At 67.1% G+C, this 16,683-nt stretch carries 17 protein-coding genes; 7 read left to right on the forward strand and 10 right to left on the reverse strand.

Annotated features, from left to right (window positions below; all coding sequences use genetic code 11):
• Positions 1-18 precede the first annotated feature (18 nt).
• Together dnaJ and EBN03_RS29135 are read left to right on the forward strand one after the other, a co-directional pair.
• Positions 19-1,194 carry a molecular chaperone DnaJ gene (gene dnaJ / locus EBN03_RS29130; protein ID WP_122191359.1) on the forward strand — a complete coding sequence of 392 codons (1,176 nt, stop codon included), beginning with the start codon at positions 19-21 and terminating at the stop codon, positions 1,192-1,194.
• 78 nt (positions 1,195-1,272) lie between these two features.
• Complete coding sequence (locus EBN03_RS29135) at positions 1,273-1,623, forward strand: heat shock protein transcriptional repressor HspR (RefSeq protein WP_122191390.1); 351 nt, start codon at positions 1,273-1,275, stop codon at positions 1,621-1,623.
• 57 nt (positions 1,624-1,680) lie between these two features.
• Here EBN03_RS29135 and EBN03_RS29140 read toward each other — a convergent pair whose 3' ends face one another.
• Positions 1,681-2,268 carry a TetR/AcrR family transcriptional regulator gene (locus EBN03_RS29140; protein WP_122191360.1) on the reverse strand — a complete coding sequence of 196 codons (588 nt, stop codon included), beginning with the start codon at positions 2,266-2,268 and terminating at the stop codon, positions 1,681-1,683.
• A 253-nt stretch (positions 2,269-2,521) separates the two neighbouring features.
• Between EBN03_RS29140 and EBN03_RS29145 the strand changes: the two genes are divergently transcribed.
• A complete protein-coding gene (locus EBN03_RS29145; RefSeq protein WP_122191361.1) occupies positions 2,522-3,646 on the forward strand; it encodes a DUF3089 domain-containing protein in 1,125 nt (374 codons plus the stop codon).
• Positions 3,647-3,868: 222 nt separating this feature from the next.
• Here EBN03_RS29145 and EBN03_RS29150 read toward each other — a convergent pair whose 3' ends face one another.
• Complete coding sequence (locus EBN03_RS29150; RefSeq protein WP_122191362.1) at positions 3,869-4,165, reverse strand: hypothetical protein; 297 nt, start codon at positions 4,163-4,165, stop codon at positions 3,869-3,871.
• 8 nt (positions 4,166-4,173) lie between these two features.
• Positions 4,174-5,886 carry an MFS transporter gene (locus EBN03_RS29155; RefSeq protein WP_122191363.1) on the reverse strand — a complete coding sequence of 571 codons (1,713 nt, stop codon included), beginning with the start codon at positions 5,884-5,886 and terminating at the stop codon, positions 4,174-4,176.
• 108 nt (positions 5,887-5,994) lie between these two features.
• Between EBN03_RS29155 and EBN03_RS29160 the strand changes: the two genes are divergently transcribed.
• Together EBN03_RS29160 and EBN03_RS29165 are read left to right on the forward strand one after the other, a co-directional pair.
• Positions 5,995-6,483, forward strand: a complete 489-nt coding sequence (locus EBN03_RS29160; RefSeq protein ID WP_122191364.1) for a MarR family winged helix-turn-helix transcriptional regulator — start codon at positions 5,995-5,997, stop codon at positions 6,481-6,483.
• A gap of 482 nt (positions 6,484-6,965) precedes the next feature.
• The gene (locus EBN03_RS29165) at positions 6,966-8,135 is read left to right on the forward strand and encodes a globin domain-containing protein (RefSeq protein ID WP_122191365.1); all 1,170 of its coding nucleotides are present in this window, start codon (positions 6,966-6,968) and stop codon (positions 8,133-8,135) included.
• Positions 8,136-8,148: 13 nt separating this feature from the next.
• On the opposite strand, the gene EBN03_RS29170 is transcribed toward EBN03_RS29165, so the two are convergent.
• From EBN03_RS29170 to EBN03_RS29190, 5 genes are read right to left on the reverse strand one after another with little or no spacing between them, the layout of a single operon-like run.
• Positions 8,149-8,577 (reverse strand): YbaB/EbfC family nucleoid-associated protein, encoded by a 429-nt coding sequence (locus EBN03_RS29170; RefSeq protein ID WP_122191366.1) that lies wholly within the window; start codon positions 8,575-8,577, stop codon positions 8,149-8,151.
• A complete protein-coding gene (locus EBN03_RS29175; protein WP_122191367.1) occupies positions 8,574-9,419 on the reverse strand; it encodes a HEAT repeat domain-containing protein in 846 nt (281 codons plus the stop codon). Before EBN03_RS29175 ends, EBN03_RS29170 begins: the two co-directional genes overlap by 4 nt.
• Positions 9,409-10,746 (reverse strand): putative toxin, encoded by a 1,338-nt coding sequence (locus EBN03_RS29180; protein WP_122191368.1) that lies wholly within the window; start codon positions 10,744-10,746, stop codon positions 9,409-9,411. The genes EBN03_RS29175 and EBN03_RS29180 overlap by 11 nt, the downstream gene beginning before the upstream one ends.
• Positions 10,746-11,042 (reverse strand): WXG100 family type VII secretion target, encoded by a 297-nt coding sequence (locus EBN03_RS29185; protein ID WP_122191369.1) that lies wholly within the window; start codon positions 11,040-11,042, stop codon positions 10,746-10,748. The genes EBN03_RS29180 and EBN03_RS29185 overlap by 1 nt, the downstream gene beginning before the upstream one ends.
• 7 nt (positions 11,043-11,049) lie before the next feature.
• Positions 11,050-11,379 carry a WXG100 family type VII secretion target gene (locus EBN03_RS29190; RefSeq protein WP_158675774.1) on the reverse strand — a complete coding sequence of 110 codons (330 nt, stop codon included), beginning with the start codon at positions 11,377-11,379 and terminating at the stop codon, positions 11,050-11,052.
• A gap of 45 nt (positions 11,380-11,424) precedes the next feature.
• On the opposite strand from EBN03_RS29190, the gene EBN03_RS29195 reads away from it, so the two are divergent.
• Positions 11,425-11,847, forward strand: coding sequence for a hypothetical protein (locus tag EBN03_RS29195; protein WP_122191371.1), 423 nt, complete (start codon positions 11,425-11,427; stop codon positions 11,845-11,847).
• Between the two features lie 19 nt (positions 11,848-11,866).
• On the opposite strand, the gene EBN03_RS29200 is transcribed toward EBN03_RS29195, so the two are convergent.
• Both EBN03_RS29200 and EBN03_RS29205 read right to left on the reverse strand, forming a co-directional pair.
• A complete protein-coding gene (locus EBN03_RS29200; protein WP_233608711.1) occupies positions 11,867-12,649 on the reverse strand; it encodes an FAD-binding oxidoreductase in 783 nt (260 codons plus the stop codon).
• Between the two features lie 43 nt (positions 12,650-12,692).
• Positions 12,693-13,853, reverse strand: a complete 1,161-nt coding sequence (locus tag EBN03_RS29205; RefSeq protein ID WP_122191372.1) for an FAD-binding oxidoreductase — start codon at positions 13,851-13,853, stop codon at positions 12,693-12,695.
• A gap of 271 nt (positions 13,854-14,124) precedes the next feature.
• On the opposite strand from EBN03_RS29205, the gene clpB reads away from it, so the two are divergent.
• On the forward strand, positions 14,125-16,683 hold the full coding sequence (gene clpB, locus EBN03_RS29210; protein WP_122191373.1) for an ATP-dependent chaperone ClpB: 2,559 nt from the start codon (positions 14,125-14,127) through the stop codon (positions 16,681-16,683).

Here is a 16,683-nt window from a genome sequence, read left to right on the forward strand (position 1 = left end):
GAGAGGAGGGGATGCCCGGTGAATCGGGAGTGGCTCGAGAAGGACTTCTACAAAGAGCTGGGTGTTTCCTCCAGCGCTACGCCGGAGGAGATCAAGAAGGCGTACCGCAAACTGGCCCGTGACCTGCACCCGGACAAGAACCCGGGTGACACGAAGGCCGAGGAGCGGTTCAAGGCCGTGAGCGAGGCGCACTCCGTGCTGTCGGACACCGACAAGCGCAAGGAGTACGACGAGGCTCGACGGCTGTTCGCCAGTGGCGGTTTCGGCCGCGGTGGATTCTCCCCCGGTGGTGGTTACTCCGCGGGTGGCGGTGGCGGGTTCGCCGGCGACTTCAACCTGGGCGACATCTTCGGCCAGGCCGCCGGCGCCGACGGCGGACTGGGCGACCTGTTCGGTGGCCTGTTCAATCGTGGTGGCGCCACCCGTACCTCGTCGCGGCCGCGCCGCGGTCAGGACGTGGAGACCGAGACCACGCTGGGCTTCCGCGAGGCGGCCCAGGGTGTGACGGTTCCGCTGCGGATGACCAGTCCGTCCCCGTGCACCACCTGCCACGGCAGTGGTGCCAAGCCGGGTACCAGCCCGCGGGTGTGCCCGCACTGCAACGGTGCCGGTGTGATCAGCCGCAACCAGGGCGCGTTCGGTTTCAGTGAGCCGTGCGAGGACTGCCGCGGTACCGGGTCGATCATCGACGACCCGTGTGTGGACTGCCGGGGTACGGGTATCCAGAACAGGACCCGTACCATCACGGTCCGGATCCCGCCGGGTGTTCGTGACGGACAACGGATCCGGTTGGCCGGGCAGGGTGAGGCGGGTCTGCGCGGGGCTCCCGCGGGTGACCTCTACGTCACCGTGCACGTCAGCCAGGACAAGGTCTTCGGCCGCAACGGCGACGACCTGACCCTGGTGCTGCCGGTCAGTTACGCCGAACTGGTCCTGGGCACAACGGTTTCCGTGCCCACGCTGGAGGGCCGCGTCGGGGTGAAGGTGCCGCCGGGCACCGCCGACGGCCGGACCCTGCGGGTGCGCGGGCGCGGTGTGCCCAAGCGCGGCGGTGGTGCCGGTGACCTGCTGGTCACGGTGAAAGTGGCGGTGCCGCAACAACTCGACGACGAAGCGACCGAGGCCCTGCGCGCCTACGCGGATGCGGAGAAGGCGGGCGGTTTCGATCCCCGAGCCGGTTGGACAGGTGCGTGATACACGATGAACGGTGATCCGAAGCAGGAGCCGGGGGCCGAACAGCCGTCGCAGCGACCGGTGGCCGGCGGGTTCTTCATGATCTCGGTGGCCGCTCAGCTGGCGGGCATGCATGCGCAGACCCTGCGCACGTACGACCGGCTCGGCCTGGTGACGCCGCAGCGGACCCAGGGCGGCGGGCGGCGCTATTCGGCTCGGGACGTGGAACTGCTCCGCGAGGTGCAGCGCCTGTCCCAGGACGAGGGCGTCAATCTCGCCGGCGTGAAACGGATCATCGAACTCACCAATCAGGTCGAGGCCCTGCAGGATCGGGTCGCGGAACTGTCGGCCGAGGTGGACCGCCTGCGGGCCGGATACCGTCCCGACCTGACTCCGCCGGTGCGCAGTACGGCACTGGTGGTGTGGCAGCCACGCAACAAACGCAAGTAGTACGGACGGCACTGTGCCCCTGGGATTCCCAGGGGCACAGTGCTTTCCGGCCTCGTATCAGGTGAGGTCGAAGGCGCGGAGCAGAATTCGGCGTGCTTGTGGCCAGTCGGGTGTCGTCGCCGCGTCGAGGTCGTGCACGACGACCAGTCCCCGCATGGTGGCCACGCAGGCCAGCAGCCACTGATCGAATCCGTCGCGCGCGGCCAGTTCGGGCGCCGCATTCGCGCCGGCGGTCAAGGTGAGCGTGTGGGCGGTGTCGAGCACCGGAGTCATTCGCGCGGCGAGGTCCGGATCTTTGCGGGCCAGCGAGAGGATCTCGACGATGGTTTCCGACACCGGCAGAGTGTGGATCTCCCACAGTCGATTCAGCAGCGTCTCTGCTTGCTCGCGCGGCGTGCCTCGCAGAGCGCCCAATTCCCGCGCGGCATACGTACTCAGCTCGCCGGCCAGGTGCGCCAGCGCCGCCGCGACCAGGTCCGCCTTGCTGCGGAAGTGGTGTTGCAGCGCGCCCTGGCTGACCCCGGCCCGGCGTGCCACCGCGCGGACCGAGGTTGCCGCGTAACCGGATTCGGTGAGTACCTGCACCGCCGCGGCCAGGACCGCATCGCGCACGGCGGCGGGTCTGGGCGTTCCCGGCTCGGTCATCGGGTCGTTCGAAGCGCCGGCATCGGCACAGCATATCCAGGGGTGCCCGCGGTGACCGGCGAGCGCGGCGCACGGGGGGAGTTGGAGCAGCCGATCGGTCTCTCGAGCTGTCGGAGTGCCGGTCAGGGGAAGCAAGTCAGTGACTTGCCAACCGCCGGTGCCGGATTTACCGTGTTTCCGGTCACAGGAAACGGAGAGCCGAATGAATGTCGAACCGATGCCCGCGAGCGGATGTCGTCCTCGAACTGCCCGGATGGTATGGAGCGCGTTAGCGGCGGCCGCCCTCACGCTGCTGGGTGCGCCGCTCGCGGTCGCGCAGCCGAGCGTGGGCACCACCTGGCTGTGCCGACCGGGAATGGTCGACAATCCGTGCGAGTTGCCCTCGGGCACAACCGATCTGCTGACCGGGGCGGTCACGCCGGACCGACCGGCCACCGACGCGGACCGGCCGGTCGACTGCTTCTACGTCTATCCCACGGTGAGCAACCAGATCTCGCTGCACGGCGACCCCGTGGCCGCGCCGGAGTACCGGTCCATCGCGGAGTTCCAGGCCGCCCGCTTCTCGAGCATGTGCCGGGTCTTCGCGCCCGTCTATCGGGAGGTGCCGCTGGCCGGCCTGGGGCCCGGATTGCTGGGCGCGGGAAGCCTTTTCGATACCGGCTACGCCGACGTGCTCGCCGCCTGGAACGACTACCTGGCGCACGACAACGACGGGCGCGGCGTCGTCTTCATCGGCCACTCTCAGGGCACGATGATGCTGCGCAAGCTCATTCGCGAGCAGGTCGACCCCGATCCGGCCCTGCGGGACCGGGTGGTCGGCGCATTCCTCATGGGCGGCAACGTCACCACGGCTCGGGACAGTACGACCGGTGGCGACTTCGCCGACCTGCCGCTGTGCACCCAGCCCGGCCAGGACGGCTGCGTCGTCGCCTACTCCACCGAAATTGCCCCTATCCCTTCAATTTTCGGCGACAGCGAGCTCGATCTGCTCTCCGGTGCGATGGGTCTGCCGCACGGCCCCGGCTACCAGGTCGCCTGTACCGACCCCGCGGTCCTGGCCGGCGACGACAGCCCGGTCGGCCTCACCATCCCGAGCGCCCCGTTCGCCCCCGGCGGCATCAACCTGCTCCTGGCCTACACGGCGTTCCCCGACGCACTGCCGACCTCGCCCTCCGCGTGGACCACCAGCCGGGGCCAGGGTACGGGCCGGTGCGTCGACCCGGACGGCTTCCATCGCTATCACATCGACCTCACCGTCCCCGAGGCGATCAACGAACTTCCCTTGGCGAACACCCATCTCGCCGACATCAACTGGGGACTCGACCGTCTCGTCGACATCGCCCAGCGACAGACCCGCACCTGGCTCGCCGCGCACTGAGTCGATGCGCCGTCAGCATGAAACAGCAGCGCCTATGGGCCTTCCGTGGCGGGTTCGGGGCCTCGGTCCTCTTCCCGGATCGGACCTACGCTGTGGCCCGGAGTTCGCGTGAACCGGTGAGTGCATCGTCGGACTGATTCTTGGCTGCCCTGTTCTGGACAGTGCAGTGCCCCTGGGGATTCCCAGGGGCACTGCGTTCTGTCGCTAATGTGCGGTCGAGCCCTACTTCCCCGTCAGCTGGGGGACCAGGACTTCGGTGATGTAGTCTTGCACCGCGCGGCCGCCGCGCTCGGCGTCGATCACCGCGACGTCGTGGGTAACGGCGGTGTCGTGCAGGAGCTTTCGGGAGTCGGCCGCCACCCCTCCGCCGATCACCAGGTGGGTGACGGTGCCGGTGGCGAGGTGGGTGAGGGCGTCGGTGTCGAGAGTGACTCCGTCGGTGGGGATGTCGTGTTCGGTGAGGCGGATGACCGCGGCGGTGACGACTTCCGGGTTGCGGCCGATGACGAGGAGTTTCACAGGGTCTCCTAGACAAGGGCGGGTTCGGCTGTGGGCGAGGCAGTTTCGCGGTCGGCCGGGCGGGCGTCGCGGGGCAGCGCCAGGAAGCCAAGGGCGACCAAGGCGAGCAGGCCGATCTCCCAGCAGAGGGTGTAGCCGAAGGTGCGGGAGAAATTGTCGGCGTTGGCTTTACGGCTGGCGCGGGTGAGGATGTCGGCGACGGTGCCGGCTCCGGGGCCGGCGGGCTGGACTCGGCAGCTGGCGGGGACGACGGTGGGGTCGGCGGCGGCCGAGCGGTCGTGGACGCAGGCGGCGAAGCCGGCGAGGATCTCCTCCTGGACGGCGGCGGGGACCTGCGCGGCGGACAGTTCGGCGCGGATCTGCGGGGTCGCGGCGGTGACGCCGTGCGCCGAACCGTGGTCGAGCTGGGCGAAGAACAGCACGCCGACCAAGGCGACGCCGAGGGCCGCGCCCAGCTGCTGCCCGGTGTTGAGCAGGCCGGAGGCGGAACCCGCTTCGGACCGCGGGACCTGGGCGAGCAGCAGGTCGATGGTGGGCGCGACGACCACACCGAAGCCGATCCCGGTGATCAGCAGCGGCGCGATCATCATGAGCGAGGAGAAGTCCGCGCCGTAGCGGTAGGCCATGGCCGCGTAGAGGCCGAAGCCGATCGCGTTCACCACCACACCGCCGACGATCACCCGGCTGCCGAAGCGCGGGGTCAGTTGCTCCAGCGAGGTCCCGGCGCCGACTCCGGCGCCGACGGCGAAGGTGACGGCGGTGAGTCCGGCACGCATCGGCGTCCAGCCCAGGCCGGACTGCATGAACAGCGTCCAGACCAGGAAGAACGCACCCAGCCCGATCCAGAACAGCAGCCACCCGGCCAGCCCGAACGCGAAGGAACGGGACCGGAACAGCGCCGGCTCGACCAGCGGTGAGCCGACCGTGCGGGCCCGGCGCAGCTCGTACAGCACGAAGACCGCGAAAACCCCTGCGGCACCGAGCATCATGGCGAAGGTCCAGGTCGGCCAGCCCAGTCGGCGGCCTTCGGTGAGCGGGTAGGCGAGCAGTAGTACGGCGGACACGGCCAGCACCATGCCGATCGGGTCGAGGCGCTGCGCGGTCGCGGACCGGGAGTTGGGCAGGACGAAGAAGGCGACCACGACGGCGGCGATGCCGACGGGGATGTTGACCAGGAAGATCGGCCGCCACGACAGCCCGAACAGGTCCCATTGCACCAGCAGGCCGCCCAGGGACAGGCCGACCGCGGAGGCGGATCCGCCGACGCCGGAGTAGATGGCGATGGCGCGGGACTGTTTGTCCGCCGGGAAGGTGGCCGAGATGGTGGCGAGCAGCTGCGGCACCATCAGGCCGGCGGCGATGCCCTGGACGAACCGGGCGCCGATCAGCAGGTCGGGATTCGCGGCGAGGCCGCAGGCGGCCGAGGCTGCGGTGAACAGTGTGATGCCGGAAAGGAATACGGGTCGGCGGCCGTAGATGTCGCCGAGCCGGCCGCCGGTGATGAGGGTGGCGGCGAAGGCCAGGACGTAGGCCGCGACGACCCATTCCAGCTGGGAGTAGGCGGCGTTCAGCTCGCGCTGGATGCTGGGCGCCGCGACGTTGACGATCGTGACGTCGAGCAGGTCCATGAAGCCGGCGACGAGGACGACGCCGAAGGCGATCCAGTGCCGTCGACTCAGGGTCTGGACGGCACCGGTCTCGGGCGGGTGTGTGGTGTCCATGAGGGGCTCGATTCGTGGGGGTCGATGTACTCCAAACTATGCACCTGAAGTGATTATCCTGCAAGAGTGCAATCAATATGAGTGCCTAGATTGTCGTATGATGGGCCCATGACCAGCTCTTTCGTGCCCCTGGGCGACCGCCCGCCCTTCCTGCTGCGCCGCCTCGGCGGTCATGTGGGGATGCGCTTCAAGGCCCTGCTGGCCCCGCTGGGGATCGAGCCGCGGCACTTCGGCCCGCTGCGGTTCCTGCACGCCGAACCGGGCAGCACGCAGCAGCAGGTCGGTGAGGCGCTCGGAATCCATCGCAACGTCATGGTCGGCGTGATCGACGATCTGGAACGCGCCGGACTGGTCGAACGCCGCCGGCATCCGGCGGACCGGCGCGCCTACGCGCTGTACCCGCTGCCGCCGGCAACCCCGCTGCTCGCGGCCGCGGAGCGGGTCATGCAGTCGCTCGAGGACGAGCTGCTTGCCCCGCTGGACGCCGCCGAACGTGACCTGTTCCGAGATGCGTTGCGGCGCATATCGAACGCCAGCGGCGTGCCCGCAACGCTGCTGCCGGGGCTCGCCGACGGGTCCGGCGCGCCCGGATGTTGACGCGCCCGTGCCCAGGACGCGATTGAGACTTCGCACTTGTGTGTTCTGTTGCGCGGCGTGTGCTGCGAATTGCCAGTTTTATCCGACATTCGGAACCGGTCGGTTTTGTTGTGGCGTAGATAACGGCTCGCGTGATTGTTGCGGGAGATCACATTCCGGGGGTGTGCAAAACGGCTAGCTCGACGTTCGCCGTGATAGCTGATAGGTTGCCAACAAACCTGAAATAAGCAGACCGAAGCATGCAAGTTCACTGAGGTTGATGCTTGAACTAAGCGCTGGACCTAGTCGAACGGTCTGTTTCCTGGGCTGATTGCCAGAGTTGTGCTTGTTTAGAGGAATCACACCCGTGATATTCGCCGGTGTCTGTCCGTAGCTGGCAAACCTCGCCTACACTCGGTGCCATCGGCGGCCGACGCGTGTTCTGCGACATTGCGCGTTCCGGCCCGGACCGGGTTCTCGTGCGAGATGGGATTGTGAGACAAATGGATTCGCAGACGATCGCATTGATCAGAACGACGTTCAAGGCGGTTGCTGCAGAAGACGACGGCCCCGAACGCCTAGCCCGCTCGTTCTACGCAATTCTCTTCACCGACTACCCCCAGGTACGGGACTTCTTCCCCGCGGCACTCGACGCGCAACGCGACCGGCTGGTCAAGGCCATCGGATACGCCGTGGACCGCTTGGAGGAGCCCGAGGCGCTGCTCCCTTTTCTGGCGCAACTCGGCCGTGACCACCGGAAATACGGTATTACCGGGGAACACTACGTGGCGGTCAGCAAGTCGCTGCACACAGCGCTGAAGGCCTTCGCGGGCACCGAGCTGTGGACCGACGACGTCGACAAGGCGTGGGCGGAGGCGATCGGACTGATCTCCGACACCATGGTGGAGGCGGCCGATCGGGAGACCACACCCCCGATCTGGACCGGCACCGTCGTGGAACACCGTGAGGTCCTTCGCAATCTGGCGATCGTCAGGCTGCAGCTCGACCAGCCGATGGCCTACGCGGCCGGCCAGTACCTCAGCGTGCAGATCCCGTCCCGGCCCCGGATGTGGCGCTACATGTCGCCCGCGACTCCGGCAAGTCCCAACGGGGAGATCGAGTTTCACGTCCGCGGCGTGACCGGCGGCTGGGTCAGCCCGGCCATGGTGGGCCACACCAGGATCGGCGACAAGTGGCAATTCGGTTCCGCGCTGGGCGGTTTGGGCGTGCCGCGCAACACCCGCCGCAAGCTGCTGATGATCGCCTGCGGCACCGGCATCGCGCCGCTGCGCGCCCAGCTGATGGCCATGACGCAGCGCCGCTCGAATCCGATGACCCACCTGTTCGTCGGCGGCCACTTCCCTTGCGACCTCTACGATCTGGAGATGCTCAGCCGGATGGCGATGGTCAATCGCTGGCTGACCGTCACGCCCGTCGTAGAGAACGACGAAAACCCTTGGTGGTACTTCGGTTCCGGTGAATCGCCGGACGGCTTCCCGAACATCGAACCACTGCGGATCGGCCAGATCGGCAAGGTGGTGGCCGATTACGGCCCGTGGGCCGACCGCGACGTCCAGATCGTCGGCTCACCCTCGATGGTGCAGACCACCAAGTTCCGCCTCATGGCCGCCGGCACCCCCGCCGAGCACATCCGCCACGACCCGCTGTTCTAGAACGGCAGCTGCGTCACCAGGTCCGACGTCTCGGCTCGGCCGGTGGAGCGGGGTGCACGGGTGCGCGGGTCGCATCCGTGGCTGCGCGAAGCCGTTGGGCTGCAAGCGGATCGACGGCGGCGATCCGGTCCTGGAGCTCTCGCTGTGCCTCCCGCAGACCGGCGTAGTAGGTGTCGGCCTGCGCGGCCGCCTGCTGTGCGGCTCGGTGTGCCAGCTCGACAATGGTGCGGCCCAGCCACTCTCGGCTGACTCCGGCCGTAGTCGGGCCGAGCTGCACATCGGTCACCGCGCCGGTCGCGTTGGCACGGACACGAACCGACCCGTCGCGGGAACTGGCCTCGCCCTCGATCCGGGCCACCTGTGCCGCGGTCTCTCGCACAGTGGTGACATGGGCCTCGAATTGCCGGGTGACGGCATCGAGATCGACAGGGCCGGAGTTCATTCGAGTTGCTCCATGGCGGTCTTCACCCAGTCGCGAACCTGCTCGTTGGGGTCGTCGGCGTAGCGGGCGATCAGGGGTAGGGTGTCGTCGGCCTCGGCGAGGATGAGCGCCTGAATCGCGTATTGGCGCGTGCCGGGGTAGGCGAGTTCGTCAACGGCTCGCTGAATGGCTTCCGGTGTCTTGGACCGGCCGAGGTAGGGCAGGAGCGCGGCGCGGGCGCTGTCGTCGGTCAGCTCATCGAACAGCGCGAGGATCTCCGGATAGTTCTCTGGTCCAGCGATCACCTCCAGAGCCTGGGCGGCATACGACTCGAGCCCACTGCGGATCGATGGATCGCGCCGGAGTTGGGCTATGACCGCGGCAATGGCCTCTTGATCGCCGTAAACTGCCGGATCTGCCAGTTTGCGCAACAGGCCGGCTCGGACACTGTCTCGGTGCCGTGTCTCCGGGCCGGGAATCTTCTGCTCCAGATTCCGTAGCCAGTCGACCAGGATGGGTATCGACTCGGGCTCCGTACCGGAGTACTTCTGCAGATCCCCCACGGTGTAGATACGTACACCGACCGCCGCGAGCTCGCGGGCGAGCCGCATCTCGAACCCGCGTTGACCATCGACATACCGCGGGGGCAGGTTGTCCAGCCAGTCATCGCCCTCCGGCATGCCGGGATAGTTCGATCCCGACCACTTCGGTTGCTGCGGCTCCTCGTTCAGCTTCTCCTTCGCTCGCGCTCGCGCGGCGGCCGCGGCTTCGGCGATACTCTCGGTTCCGCTCTCGATCCGCGAGATCTGTGTGCGCAAGGCACGCAGAACCGCAGCTTCATCGTTCTGCCCGTCAGTGGTCATCGTTGTCGTCCAGCTCTTTTCTGACCAATTGGATCTGACCGGTATCGATCAAATGCTGGATATCTGGGTCGTTGATCTGGGTTCGATGATCGGTAACAAGTATCATGCTGTACCCCTGGGACTGGGCGTAGGCCGTCTCCAGCTTGATTTGGTTGATCGAGCGGTCGTCCAGCTTGTTTGCGTTCTTGACCTCCACCACCTGGCGATCGATGTCATCGACGTAGTCTGGGTAGATCGCCTGTCCAGCGATATCGACTCGTTTCGGAGTGTATCCATCGGGTATACCGGCCCGCCGTTCGCCTTCTTTGCCCGCGTCCCGGTTGTCGCTGTCGTCCCTGTTCCGGATCGGGTTCGCGTTGCGCGGGGTCCGGTCCAGGATCGAGGACAGGAACTGCACATCACCGGTTGCGGTCGAATAGATCCCCTGGCAGTTCCCGATCGCCTCGGCGATCTTGTCGTTGATCTCCTTCAGTGCGGCGTCGATCTGTGATGCGTACGCGACCTTGGTAGCCTCATCGAGCTTGTCGATGGCCGGTTCGAGCCAGCGCTGCATGAATCCGGGGAGCTTCTTCAGAGCCAAGCGGTCGGCTTCGTACGACAGGGAGATCAGATACAGCAGCTGCAGCGAGAACGTGATGTCGTTCCGGTTGGCATCGGAGATGGTGCCGACAGCCTTGCAGGCGGTCTCCAGGTAAGTGCCGAGCTCGCCGGCGTCGTGCAGAGCGAAGTGAACATTGTTGATCTCGTCGATTATCCCGCTGACCTCGGGGTCCTTCTTCTCGTCATCCGACCATTTCAACAGTGCGAACGATTTCATGGTGTCGGCGTTGATCTTCGTGGTTCGGCCCCAGTTCCCGAAGTCGGTGCCGGCCTGGGTTATCCGAGTGGGATCGCTGTCTGCCCACGGATGTACGACGAGCCCCGTGATCAGATCCCAATGTTCGGGAGTGTCTTGAAGTCCGCCCGCCGCGTACTGGGACGGGTGGAGGTTGATATCGAGGCTCGTGCCCTGTGGCGGTGCCGGGGTGGGCTGGTTCGCGGCCGGGTTGTTGTGATTCTCGGCATTTGCATGATTCAGCCCGGCCTGGTGAATCTGATAGGCGAGTTCTCGGGCCGCCATGGCGCTGGTCGACGCCACCTCGAAGATGTCGGATGCGGCTTGGTCGTAGTTCTGTCCCCAGGTCGTGCCACCCGGAGCATAACTCCCGGCCGAATTCGACACGGTCAGATTCTTGTCCAGGTCCCGCAGCTTCTGTTCGGTATCCCGGCTGGCAAAGGCGAGTTGCCGGGCGGCGTTGTAATACGACTCCGGATCGATGTCCGTCACTAGCTGCTCCAGCCGAACATCTTGCGGTTGGCCTCCCGGGCATCGGCATAGTTGTGCCGGCAGGTCTCGACCTGCTGCCGCAGGGCTTTCAGCTTGTCGAGATACTGCGCGGAGTCGGTCTGCCAGTCGTCGTGGGCGTCGGTGAACGCATCTGCGGCGGCGCCGGAGTAGTCGTCTGTGAGCCCGCTCGCGGTGGTGCGAACGGCCGTGAGGTGGCTCTCGACTGCGGAGATGCGCTGGTCGAGATTGCTGATGAACTGCTCCATCGCGGGCAGGTCGTAGCTGAAGCGGGCCACGGCCGACTCACCCCCGGTCGAGCGGCGGCAGATCGAGACCGAGTTTTCCTATCCCGCTCGCGAAGTCGGCATCCTGGCCGGTGAAGGCATTCGCCGACGTCCGAAGGTTCTGCGCGAATCCGGCGAGCTGATCGGTGTGGGCGCCCAGTTCGGTGTGCAGGGTGTCCCAGGATGTGGCGATCAGATCCGCTGCCGCACCCTGCCACGTGTCCTGGAGGTCGGAGTGGTCGGTATGGATCCGCCCCAGCTCGTATCGGATGTCGCCGTGCAGCTGCGTCAGTGCCTGGTCGGCGTGACGCAACTTCTCCGGATCGACCTTCAGCGTACTGTCGTCCACGGTATCCCCTTCCCCTACAGATCGCCCGCCCGAAGGAAGTCGCACATGGACTGGAGAAGCACCGCGTCGCGACGCGCCCAGGACGATCTGGACAATCTGCTGCGGGACAGTTTAACGCTGGCAGGTGAATCACTCGGCGCCACAAGATCGTTCGCGCCGTTCATGCTGGTTATCGGCGTGGACGGCAGCAAGCAGCTGCGCCGGTTCGAGGCGGAAGGGGCCGACGAGAACACGATTCGCGACACGTTGACGATGGATCGGGATCCGCGCGAGTTGCGGGCGCGCGCAACGGTATACGACGTGACGGCGCGGCAGCCGTTTCCTGGAGATGCGATCAAGGTGGCCGCGGAACATGTCGAGGGGGTTGCCATCGATCTGTTGGTTCCCTATGTCGTCGACCAGGAATCGGTGCGCATCGACATGAACAGTGCTTACGCCGCGGTGGCGCCGGCGCGATTGTGGGGGTGAAGGGCTCCGACCTCGGCGCTCAAACCCCTTCGTAGCGAATGGCTTCCGCCGGGGTTCCGGTGTCGATCAGTCGTTTGACGGTGGCGCGGGTCATGCCGGGGGAGCCGCAGACCAGGACCTGGTGTCGGGTGAGCGGGCCCATGTCGCCGACCACGTCGGCGAGTGTTCCCTCCAGCATCTCGTCGGGCTCGAAACCGATGTCCACCCGGCAACTTTCGAACCAGGGGTCCACCCAGCCCGGGTCCACGGGTGTCTCGACCACGGGAACGACTGTGAGCCAAGGGAATCGGCCCTCCAGCAGGAACAGCATGTCGGAGGCGTAGAGGTCGCGGGGCGTCGCGCCGCCGACGAAGAGGGTGGTGCGGGGCGGGATCGACCAGCGCGAGATGTCGAGCACCAGCGCCACCAGCGGCGCCAGACCCGTTCCGCCCGCGATCATCACGACATCGCGGCCGTCCGGGGCGACGCTCAGCCAGCCCGCCGGATCGGAGATCAGCCACTGGTCGCCGGGGCGGGTGTCGGCCACGATCGAGCCGCTGCACCAGCCGCCGGGCACGGTCCGCACATGGAATTCCAGCTTGCCGTCCAGTGACGGCGGCATGGCCGGCGACAGCCGGCGGCGCAGGGTCGGATGCCCGGGCACCCGCACCTCGACCGACTGTCCGGCCGCGAACGGCACGAACTCGCCGATCAGGCGGATCACCGCCAGATCTTGGCGCAGCCGGTGGTGGCCCACCACGGTGGACGTCCACTCCTGCCCATCGATCCGGATCTCCCCTGTCTGGTCCGGGCCGAGAGTCACTGTGCCACCTTTACATTCGGACTTCGTATGTTGGCCGTCCAGGTCAGACCGGGTCGGCGCTGATGAGATGGTCGGGGGTGCCGACCGCCAGCAGGGCCCGCCGCGTGTCCTCGATCATGCGTTTCGATCCGGCGATCTGGATCTGGCGATCCGACCAGGAACCGAAACTGGCCACTACCGCGCCCAGGTTACCGATGAGCCGGCGGTGCATGCCGAACGGCGGATCCGACGGCGGATACGGGTGCCACCACGGATTCGAGGCGTTCTCGCACACCGGCACGATCGTGAGCCACGGATTGCTCAACGACAGCTGCCACATGTTCTCCACGTCGTAGAGATCGCACGGGTAGCGGCCGCCGATGAAGAAGTGCACTCGCGGGTTGACGCCGCGTTTGGCCAGGTCGATCAGTTCGCAGCGCAGCGGGGCGACCCCGGTGCCGGAGCCGATCAGCAGGACGTCGCGCCCGCTCTCGCGGTCCACGTGCAGGCCGCCGAGCGGTCCGGCGATCTTCCATTCGTCGCCGACCTGGACTTCGTTGATCATGGCCGGGCTGACCCAGCCGCTGCGCACCTTGCGGATGTGGAATTCGATCTCGCCGTACGGGTTGGTCGGGATGGCCGGCGACAGGTACCGCCACATGTTCGGCCGCTGCGGAATCGACACCGGCACGTACTGTCCGGCCTGATAGGGGATGGGCGACTCCGACTGGAGCCGCACGATCGCCAGGTCGTCGAGGACCTTGCGGTGTCCCACGACGCGCGCGTGCCAGTACGGCGGCGACTTGTCGGAGTTGGCGCCGATCGCCATGGACGCCGAGATCAGGATGGTGATGTCACGCCAGCCGTCGTCCAGTTCGCGATTCCAGCCGGCGGGGCCGTGGTAGGTCCGCAGCCCGTTGAGCAGAGCCTGCCCGGCCAGGTCGTAGTGGGCGGCGACGACACCGTATTTACGGTGGTCGCGGCCCAGCTGTTCGAGGAAGGTCTGCGCGCGCCCGAAGTCCTCGAGATTGTCCAGGACGTACTGCACGGCCGCGCACAGCTTGCGCGGCTGCATGTCGAGTGCGGGCGGGAACAGCTCACGGAGGCTGGGGTTCTCGGCGAACAAGTGCCCGTAGAAGGCGCCGATGAGGCGTTCCGGACCCTGTGGAGCGTCGACCACCGCCCGGAAATTGGCGCGGACCAGCGCAGCAGAACGCGCATCCACTGTCGAGCAGCTTCCTTTCTGTCTATCCGGTACGGCGGGATACCGCCGAACTTGTGTCAAGTATCCCTGAAACCGGCCGGGCTGCACGGTAATGGACCGAACGGCATACCCACCGGTATGGACGATGAAACGCGGGCTTGCGGGCGTAGCGTTGATCACCGAACGAATCGGGCTTCCGGCGCTCCCGGAAATTTGGCAGACTTGAGCGGAACAGACTCAACTTCTACCGCGTTGCACTGTTGCGATACAACCGACGAGCAGGAAGGTGACAGTGGACTCGTTCAACCCCACCACCAAGACCCAGGCGGCCATCCAATCCGCCGTGCAGGCTGCCGCCGCAGCGGGTAATCCGGAGATCCGTCCGGCGCACTTGCTGGTGGCGCTCCTGGATCAGACCGACGGCATCGCGGCGCCGCTGCTGAAGGCGGCCGCCGTCGACCCGGGCCAGGTCCGGCGCGAGGCCCAGGACATCATCGACCGGCTGCCCCGCGCGACCGGTTCCTCGACCATGCCGCAGCTCGGCCGCGAGGCCGTGGCCGCGCTCAACGCCGCCCAGAAGCTGGCCACCGAACTCGGCGACGAATACGTCTCGACCGAGCACGTCGTGGTCGGTCTCGCCGAGGGCGACTCCGACGTCTCCCAGCTGCTGCTGAAGTACGGCGCGTCGGTGTCCGCGCTGCGCGAGGCGTTCCCCTCGGTCCGCGGCAGTGCCCGCGTGACCTCACCCGATCCCGAAGGCTCGTACCAGGCGCTGGAGAAGTACTCGACCGACCTCACCTCGGCCGCCCGCGACGGGAAACTCGACCCCGTCATCGGGCGCGACACCGAGATCCGGCGGGTGGTGCAGGTGCTGTCGCGCCGCACCAAGAACAACCCGGTGCTGATCGGTGAGCCCGGTGTGGGCAAGACCGCCATCGTGGAGGGGCTCGCCCAGCGCATCGTGGCCGGTGACGTCCCGGAGTCGTTGCGCGGCAAGAAGCTCATCTCCCTCGACCTGGGGGCGATGGTGGCCGGTGCCAAGTACCGCGGTGAATTCGAGGAGCGGCTCAAGGCGGTACTCGAGGACATCAAATCCAGTGCCGGACAGATCATTACGTTCATCGACGAGCTGCACACCATCGTCGGCGCCGGTGCCACCGGCGAATCCGCCATGGACGCGGGCAACATGATCAAGCCCATGCTGGCCCGCGGTGAACTGCGGTTGGTCGGCGCCACCACGCTCGACGAGTACCGCCAGCACATCGAGAAGGACGCCGCCCTCGAGCGGCGGTTCCAGCAGGTGCTGGTCGGCGAGCCCTCGGTGGAGGACACCGTCGGCATCCTGCGCGGGCTCAAGGAGCGCTACGAGGTGCACCACGGGGTGCGGATCACCGACTCCGCGCTGGTCGCCGCGGCCACGCTCAGCGACCGCTACATCACCTCGCGGTTCCTGCCGGACAAGGCCATCGACCTGGTCGACGAGGCCGCGTCCCGGCTGCGCATGGAGATCGACTCGCGCCCGGTCGAGATCGACGTGGTCGAACGGGCCGTGCGCCGGCTCGAGATCGAGGAGATGGCGCTCGCCAAGGAGACCGACGAAGCGTCCAAGCAGCGGCTGGAGAAGCTGCGCAAGGAACTCGCCGACGACCGCGAGAAGCTCGGCCAGCTCACCGTCCGGTGGCAGAACGAGAAGAACGCCATCGACGAGATCCGGGTCGCCAAGGAGCAGTTGGAGGCGTTGCGCGGCGAGGAACAGCGCGCCGAACGCGACGGCGACTACGCCAAGGTGTCGAAGGTCCGCTATGTCGACATTCCGGCCGCCGAGAAGGCGCTGGCCGAGGCCGAGGAGCGGATCGCCACGACCGACCCGGCCGAGGACGTCATGCTGAAGGAGGAGGTCAACCCCGACGACATCGCCGAGGTGGTGTCCTCGTGGACCGGAATTCCGGTGGGCCGCATGCTCGAAGGGGAGACCCAGAAGCTGCTGCGCATGGAAGACGAACTGGGACAACGGGTTGTGGGCCAGAAGGAGGCCGTACAGGCTGTGTCGGACGCGGTGCGCCGCGCCCGGGCCGGCGTCGCCGACCCCAACCGGCCCACCGGCTCGTTCATGTTCGTCGGCCCGACCGGTGTCGGTAAGACGGAACTGGCGAAAGCGTTGGCGGACTTCCTGTTCGACGACGAACGGGCCATGACCCGGATCGACATGAGCGAGTACGCCGAGAAGCACTCGGTGGCCCGGCTGGTCGGTGCGCCGCCCGGTTACGTCGGCTACGACCAGGGTGGTCAGCTCACCGAGGCGGTCCGGCGGCGGCCCTACACCGTGGTGCTGTTCGACGAGATCGAGAAGGCGCACCCGGACGTGTTCGACATCCTGCTGCAGGTGCTCGACGAGGGCCGACTGACCGACGGCCAGGGTCGCACGGTCGACTTCCGCAACACCATCCTGATCCTGACCTCCAACCTGGGCGCCGGCGGCGACCGGGACACGGTGATGGACGCGGTGCGGCGGGCCTTCAAGCCCGAGTTCCTCAACCGGCTCGACGACGTGGTCATGTTCGCGCCGCTGTCGGAGGAGCAGCTCGAGCACATCGTCGACATCCAGCTGCAGCAACTGCAGAAGCGGCTGGCGCAGCGCCGGCTGACCCTGGATGTCAGCGACTCGGCCCGGTTCTGGCTCGCCGTGCGTGGCTACGACCCGGCCTACGGCGCGCGGCCGCTGCGCCGGCTGATCCAGCAGGCCATCGGCGACACGCTGGCCAAGGAACTGCTGGCCGGTGAGGTCACCGACGGTGACACCGTCAAGGTCAACATCGACCCGACCGGCGACGGGCTGCTGGTCGGCCGCTGA

The sequence above is a fragment of the Nocardia stercoris genome (assembly GCF_003696265.1).
Classification (GTDB): Bacteria; Actinomycetota; Actinomycetes; order Mycobacteriales; family Mycobacteriaceae; genus Nocardia; species Nocardia stercoris.